Source organism: Streptomyces fuscigenes, assembly GCF_021556455.1.
Taxonomy (GTDB): Bacteria; Actinomycetota; Actinomycetes; order Streptomycetales; family Streptomycetaceae; genus Streptomyces; species Streptomyces fuscigenes.
On sequence record NZ_JAKGCV010000413.1, the window covers coordinates 1 to 4,851 of the forward strand.

Here is a 4,851-nt window from a genome sequence, read left to right on the forward strand (position 1 = left end):
CGGGCCGGTCAGGGCCGCGTCGGCGGCCGCGAGGGCGGCGAGGTCGGCCGCGGCTCCGGCGCGGTGGCGTGCCACCACCGCCTGCCCGAGGCCGAGCACGGCGGCGAAGACGACGCACAGCACCGTCGCCAGCGCGGCCACCATGACCGTCGCGGAGCCGCGGTCCGGCCCCGAGCGGGACCACCTGCTCATGGAACCTCCCCGTTGCCCGACCGCCTGGTCAGGGGCCCCCGGTTGCCTGACCAGCTGCTCATGAGGCCTCCCTGCTGCCCGGCCACCACCTGCTCATGGGGCCTCCCCGTTGCCTGGCCACCACCTGCTCATGGGGCCTCCCCGTTGCCTGACCGCCTGGTCAGGGGCCCCCGGTTGCCTGACCAGCTGCTCATGAGGCCTCCCTGTTGCCCCGCCACCACCTGCTCATGGGGCCTCCCCGTTGCCTGGCCACCACCTGCTCATGGGGCCTCCCCGTTGCCTGGCCACCACCTGCTCATGGGGCCTCCCCGTTGCCTGGCCACCACCTGCTCATGGGGCTTTCCCCTTCGGCTGACCGGCTGTTCATTCGGGCCCCCACCCCGCTCGCTCGGCCGGGGCGCCCGCGCGAGGGCCGCCGGTGCGGCTGTCGCGGAGGCTCGCCGGCACGCCGGGGGCTCCGCAGGCGCGGGCGGCTCGGCCAAGGGCATGGCGTCCAGCCGGCCCCCTTGTGAGGGCGGGACCTTCCGATCGGGCAGACCTGACGAGGCCGGGAGAGCCCCCGGAACCGCCGGTTCCCCTCTCGGGTTGGGCGCGACTCCCGGGATCATCCGGTCGGCCGTCACCTCCCTGGGAGCCGTGGGTTCCACTGGGGCTGTTGAGGCCAGTGGGGTCGCTGGTCCCACCGGCCCCGTAGAGGCCGCCAGAGCCGCTGGAGCCGCTGGACCCATTGGTTCCACTGGGGCCACTGGAGTGGCCGTCCCGGCGGGGTCGTCCAGGTCGCCCGCCGGAGCGACGTCCTCGGCCGCCGCGACCGCTTCGGCCGACAGGGTGATCGCCAGGGCGCGCGGCCCGGGCACGGGCGCCGTCACACGGACGTGCCACAGGTCGCCGGATCGCCCCACCGTGACCTCGGCCCCCGAAGGCGCCGCGGAACGAGCGGCGTCGAGCGTGGCTGCGCGCGGCTCCGTCCGTGCGGCGGCCCGCGCCCCGGCGCGGGCGGCGTCCACACACTGGATCTGCGCCGCCGCAGCCATGAGCGCCCAGACCAGGGCCATCGCGAAGGCCACAAGCCCCGGCACGATCACCGCCGCCTCGGCGGTGACATAGCCGGTATCCCGCCCCGGTCGGCCCCGCCGTCGTGGGCGGCGATCAGGACTTCGCACTGAGCGCCTGCCCGATGAGGGATTCCAGCGCGCCCTGCACCGATCCGCTGGTCACCACCTTGTAAAGCACCGCCGCGAAGGCACAGGCGGCGATCGTGCCCATCGCGTACTCCGCCGTCGTCATTCCGGCGTCCGAGCGCATGCACCGCGCCCACAGCTTCTTGATCCATGTCTTCATCGCTCGTTTCCCCCGTCCGGCGTCTCCGCCGCCCGTCGTTCTCGTATCGGTCGCGTCGTACCTGTTTGTCTCGTCGTGTCACTGGTCACTGGTCACTGGGGTCATTTTTTGACGGCTTTCGTCCCTGAAAAGACGTCATATGCGATTCGGAATGCGGCGATTGGAGTGATGGGCCATCGCCAGGACCCGAGTCGCCGTGCGGCCGTGTCCGGCACTGTCAGCGGCCTCCCAACAGCCCCCTAGCGAGGCCCATCACCACCGGCGCCACGCCTGTCGCCAGGAATGCGGGCAGGAAGCAGAGGCCCACCGGCCCGGTGATCAGCACCTGTGCGCGCTGCGCCCTGACCGTCGCCGTGCGGGACCGCTCGGCGCGAAGCCCTTCGGCCAGTCGGGCAAGAGGCTCCGCGGCGGGCGCGCCGGTCGTGAAGGCCCGGTCCAGACACCGCGCCAGCCCGGCGGCGCCTGGTATCTCCCCGAACCGCGCCCAGGCTTCCGAGGGTTCACCGCCGAGCGCGATCTCGGCGGCCGCCCCCGCGAGCGGATCGCCCACGGGGCCGCCGAGCGAACCCCCGACCGCTTCCGCGGCCTCGCGGGGTCCCGCGCCGGCCGCCGCTTGACCGTCCCGGGCGGCGCCAGCTTCTCCAGCATCTCCAGCGGGACGAGGACGACGGCCCGGATCCCGCCGTACGGGGACGGCCCGAGGTCGACGCCGAAGCCGTGCCGGCGCGCGAAGCGGCCGATGACCGCGAAGCCGGTCTGCGGGATCTCCCCGACGTCGCCCACGCCCAGCAGCCTGCGGCCCGAGACGATCTCGCGGGCCTCGTCGAGCCGGTGGTCGTCGAGGCCGAGCCCGCCGTCGTCGACCTCGATGACGGCGCCGCGCTGGACGGGCCGCACCGCGACCGGGACGGCGGTGCGGGGCGGCGAGTACTCGGTGGCGTTGGCGAGCAGTTCGGCGATCAGGTGGATCAGCGGTTCCACGACGATGGCGGCGATGCCGAGGTCGGGATCGCCGGTGACCTCGACCCGGCGGTAGGACATGATGCGGCCGGACGCGGCCCGCACGACGTCGACCAGCGCGAGCGGGTCCTGCCACTGCTGGCCGGGCCATTCGTCGCAGAGCACCTTCAGGCTCTGCGCGTGCCGGGCCTGCTGGGTGGCCGCGTGGTCGACCTGCATCGTGATGTCGAGCAGGTCGGTGTCGCCCGGGTAGCGGTCGGCGATGCCGGTGGCCCTGGCCTGGATCCGGTGGGCCGAGGTCTGGATGCGGTTCGCGAGCTCCACGAGGGACAGCCGCTGGGACTCCTCGCGCTCGTCGATCGCGCGGGAGACCTCCCGCAGCATCCGGTCGAACCAGGGGGCGAGGCCCTCCTCGGCGGGGGCGGCGCCCGTGCCTCCGGGGCCCCGGCCGGCCTCGGCCGCGGCGGCGTGCAGGGCGGTGGGCACCTCGCGGCGCGCGAGGGCGGCCGGCAGCCGCCGCGTGAGCGTGAACTCGGCCTCCTCGCGCACGCGCTCGGCCTGGGCGCCGACGTGGGCGAGCCACTGCGCCTCGCGCCGCGCGATCTCGGCGTCCCGCTCCGTCAGCTCGCCCCGGAGCTTGATCAGGTCGTAGGTCAGGTCCCGCTGCGCGCGCCGGAACGACTCCAGCCAGCCGAGCAGTACGGCGCCCGCGACCCCGTACGCCGCCACGGCCCCGACGCCGACGGCCCGTTCCATGGCGAACCCGCCCCCGGCGAGGGCGAGGAAGGCGAGAACGAGGACGACCGGCCAGGGACGTGTCCTGCGGGCGGAGGAGGCGGACACAGGGGTGCGGGCACGGGTCATGAAAAACCTTCGCGTTGGCCGAAGTCTGGACTCCGACCGGCACGCCGCCGCGGACGCGCCGGCCCGGCCGACCGTGAGGTCATTTCCTCAGCCGGAGGTCAATCCCTCGGCCGGGCGTATTCGCGAAGTGGCAACTACACCAGCGTCAGGCAATGTTGGGGGCCAGACATTGTTGGGATGGTATATCGCCCCGCGGGCGGGCAAGGCCGCTTTTCCGCGATGGAACCGCCGAAAGACGAACGGAACATCTCTGACCTGCGGCTACCCTCCATAAATCGCCCGCTAGAACATCTACGCTCCGTCACCTGTCGTGATGAGCCACCAACCGAAAGGGCGAGGTGACGCGCCCGGAGGCACGTATTCCGCCCAGCCCTCTCCGTTTCTTCACGGAAACGGGAATCGCCTCCGCAAAGCACGTTCTCCGCAGACGCCATCACGACAAGCGGATAAATGTTCTGGCCCCTCAAGAAAAAGGAAATCCCGCGGACCTCTCATCATCCTTTCCGAAAGAATGCGGACACGTCCGGTCCCGTACGGCCGCAGGCGGCCACCGGTCGGTACGGACCAGGCCGCGCGGGTTGCTGCCCCGCCCCGCCCGGTCCCCGTCGCGGCCGGGCCGGGGCGGGGCGCGACCGACCGCCCGGCGGGGGCGGGCATCATGCCCTGGTGAACACCGCCGACTCCCCCGTGATCCGTGCCGACGTCCCCGGAACCTTCGCCCACGGCGTCCTCGCCGAACGCCACCCGGCGCTGATCCGCCAGGTGCGCGAGGCCACGCCGTACCCGCCGGCCGCGCGGCGCGCCCTCGACGCCCTGCTCGCGGAGATCACCCAGGAAGGGGTGGCGCCTCTCCCGCCGGACGCCCCCGACGCGCCGCGCTGGGACGCCTGGGGCGCGAGCGCGTACTACGGGAAGCCGTGGTTCGAGCTGCCGTTCCTGTGGGCGGAGAGCTACTTCTACCGCAGGCTGCTCGGCGCCGTGGGCCACTTCACGCCGGGGCCGTGGCTGGGCCTCGATCCGTTCGCCCCCTTCAAGGACGCCGAACTGCACGGCAGCGCCGTGGACGACGAGCTCGCCGCGCTCGACGCCCAGTCCGGCACGGGGCGCGGCGGGCGGTCCGACGGCCGGCCCGACGACCGGGAGGCGGACGCGCTGCTGCTCGCCGCGCTCTGGGGCAACCGCGCGGACCTCGGCTTCCGCATCACCTCCGGGGAGGCGGCGGCGCCCGGCGGCGCGGACCGGCTGGTGGCGGACGACCGCGACGTGCTGTGGGGGCTGCTGCCGCCCGGGGCCGACGCGGACACGGCGGTGCACCTGATCGCCGACAACGCGGGCCGCGAGCTCGTGCCCGATCTCCTGCTGCTCGACCACCTGCTGCGCACCGGCCGGACCGGCCGCGCCGTCCTGCACGTCAAGCCGCATCCGTACTACGTGTCCGACGCGACGGTCGCGGACACGGCGGCGGCGCTGCGGCGGCTGGCCGCGGCCGGCGGG

At 73.8% G+C, this 4,851-nt stretch carries 4 protein-coding genes and 1 pseudogene; 1 reads left to right on the forward strand and 4 read right to left on the reverse strand.

Going from position 1 to position 4,851, the window contains the following annotated elements; all coding sequences use genetic code 11:
- The 4 genes and pseudogenes from L1885_RS23565 to L1885_RS23580 form a co-directional block, all read right to left on the reverse strand.
- Positions 1 to 192, reverse strand: a 192-nt coding sequence (locus tag L1885_RS23565) for an Rv3654c family TadE-like protein (RefSeq protein WP_235799177.1), incomplete at its 3' end; no start/stop codon positions are given.
- 260 nt (positions 193 to 452) lie between these two features.
- On the reverse strand, positions 453 to 1,247 hold the full coding sequence (locus L1885_RS29440) for a TadE family type IV pilus minor pilin (protein WP_372482012.1): 795 nt from the start codon (positions 1,245 to 1,247) through the stop codon (positions 453 to 455).
- Between the two features lie 94 nt (positions 1,248 to 1,341).
- Positions 1,342 to 1,533, reverse strand: a complete 192-nt coding sequence (locus L1885_RS23575) for a DUF4244 domain-containing protein (protein WP_235799178.1) — start codon at positions 1,531 to 1,533, stop codon at positions 1,342 to 1,344.
- A 217-nt stretch (positions 1,534 to 1,750) separates the two neighbouring features.
- Positions 1,751 to 2,146: pseudogene (locus L1885_RS23580) on the reverse strand (type II secretion system F family protein); the annotation flags it as partial.
- Positions 2,147 to 4,020: 1,874 nt separating this feature from the next.
- Here L1885_RS23580 and L1885_RS23590 point away from each other — a divergent pair.
- The coding region (locus tag L1885_RS23590) for an ARMT1-like domain-containing protein (RefSeq protein ID WP_235799180.1) at positions 4,021 to 4,851 on the forward strand (831 nt) is incomplete at its 3' end.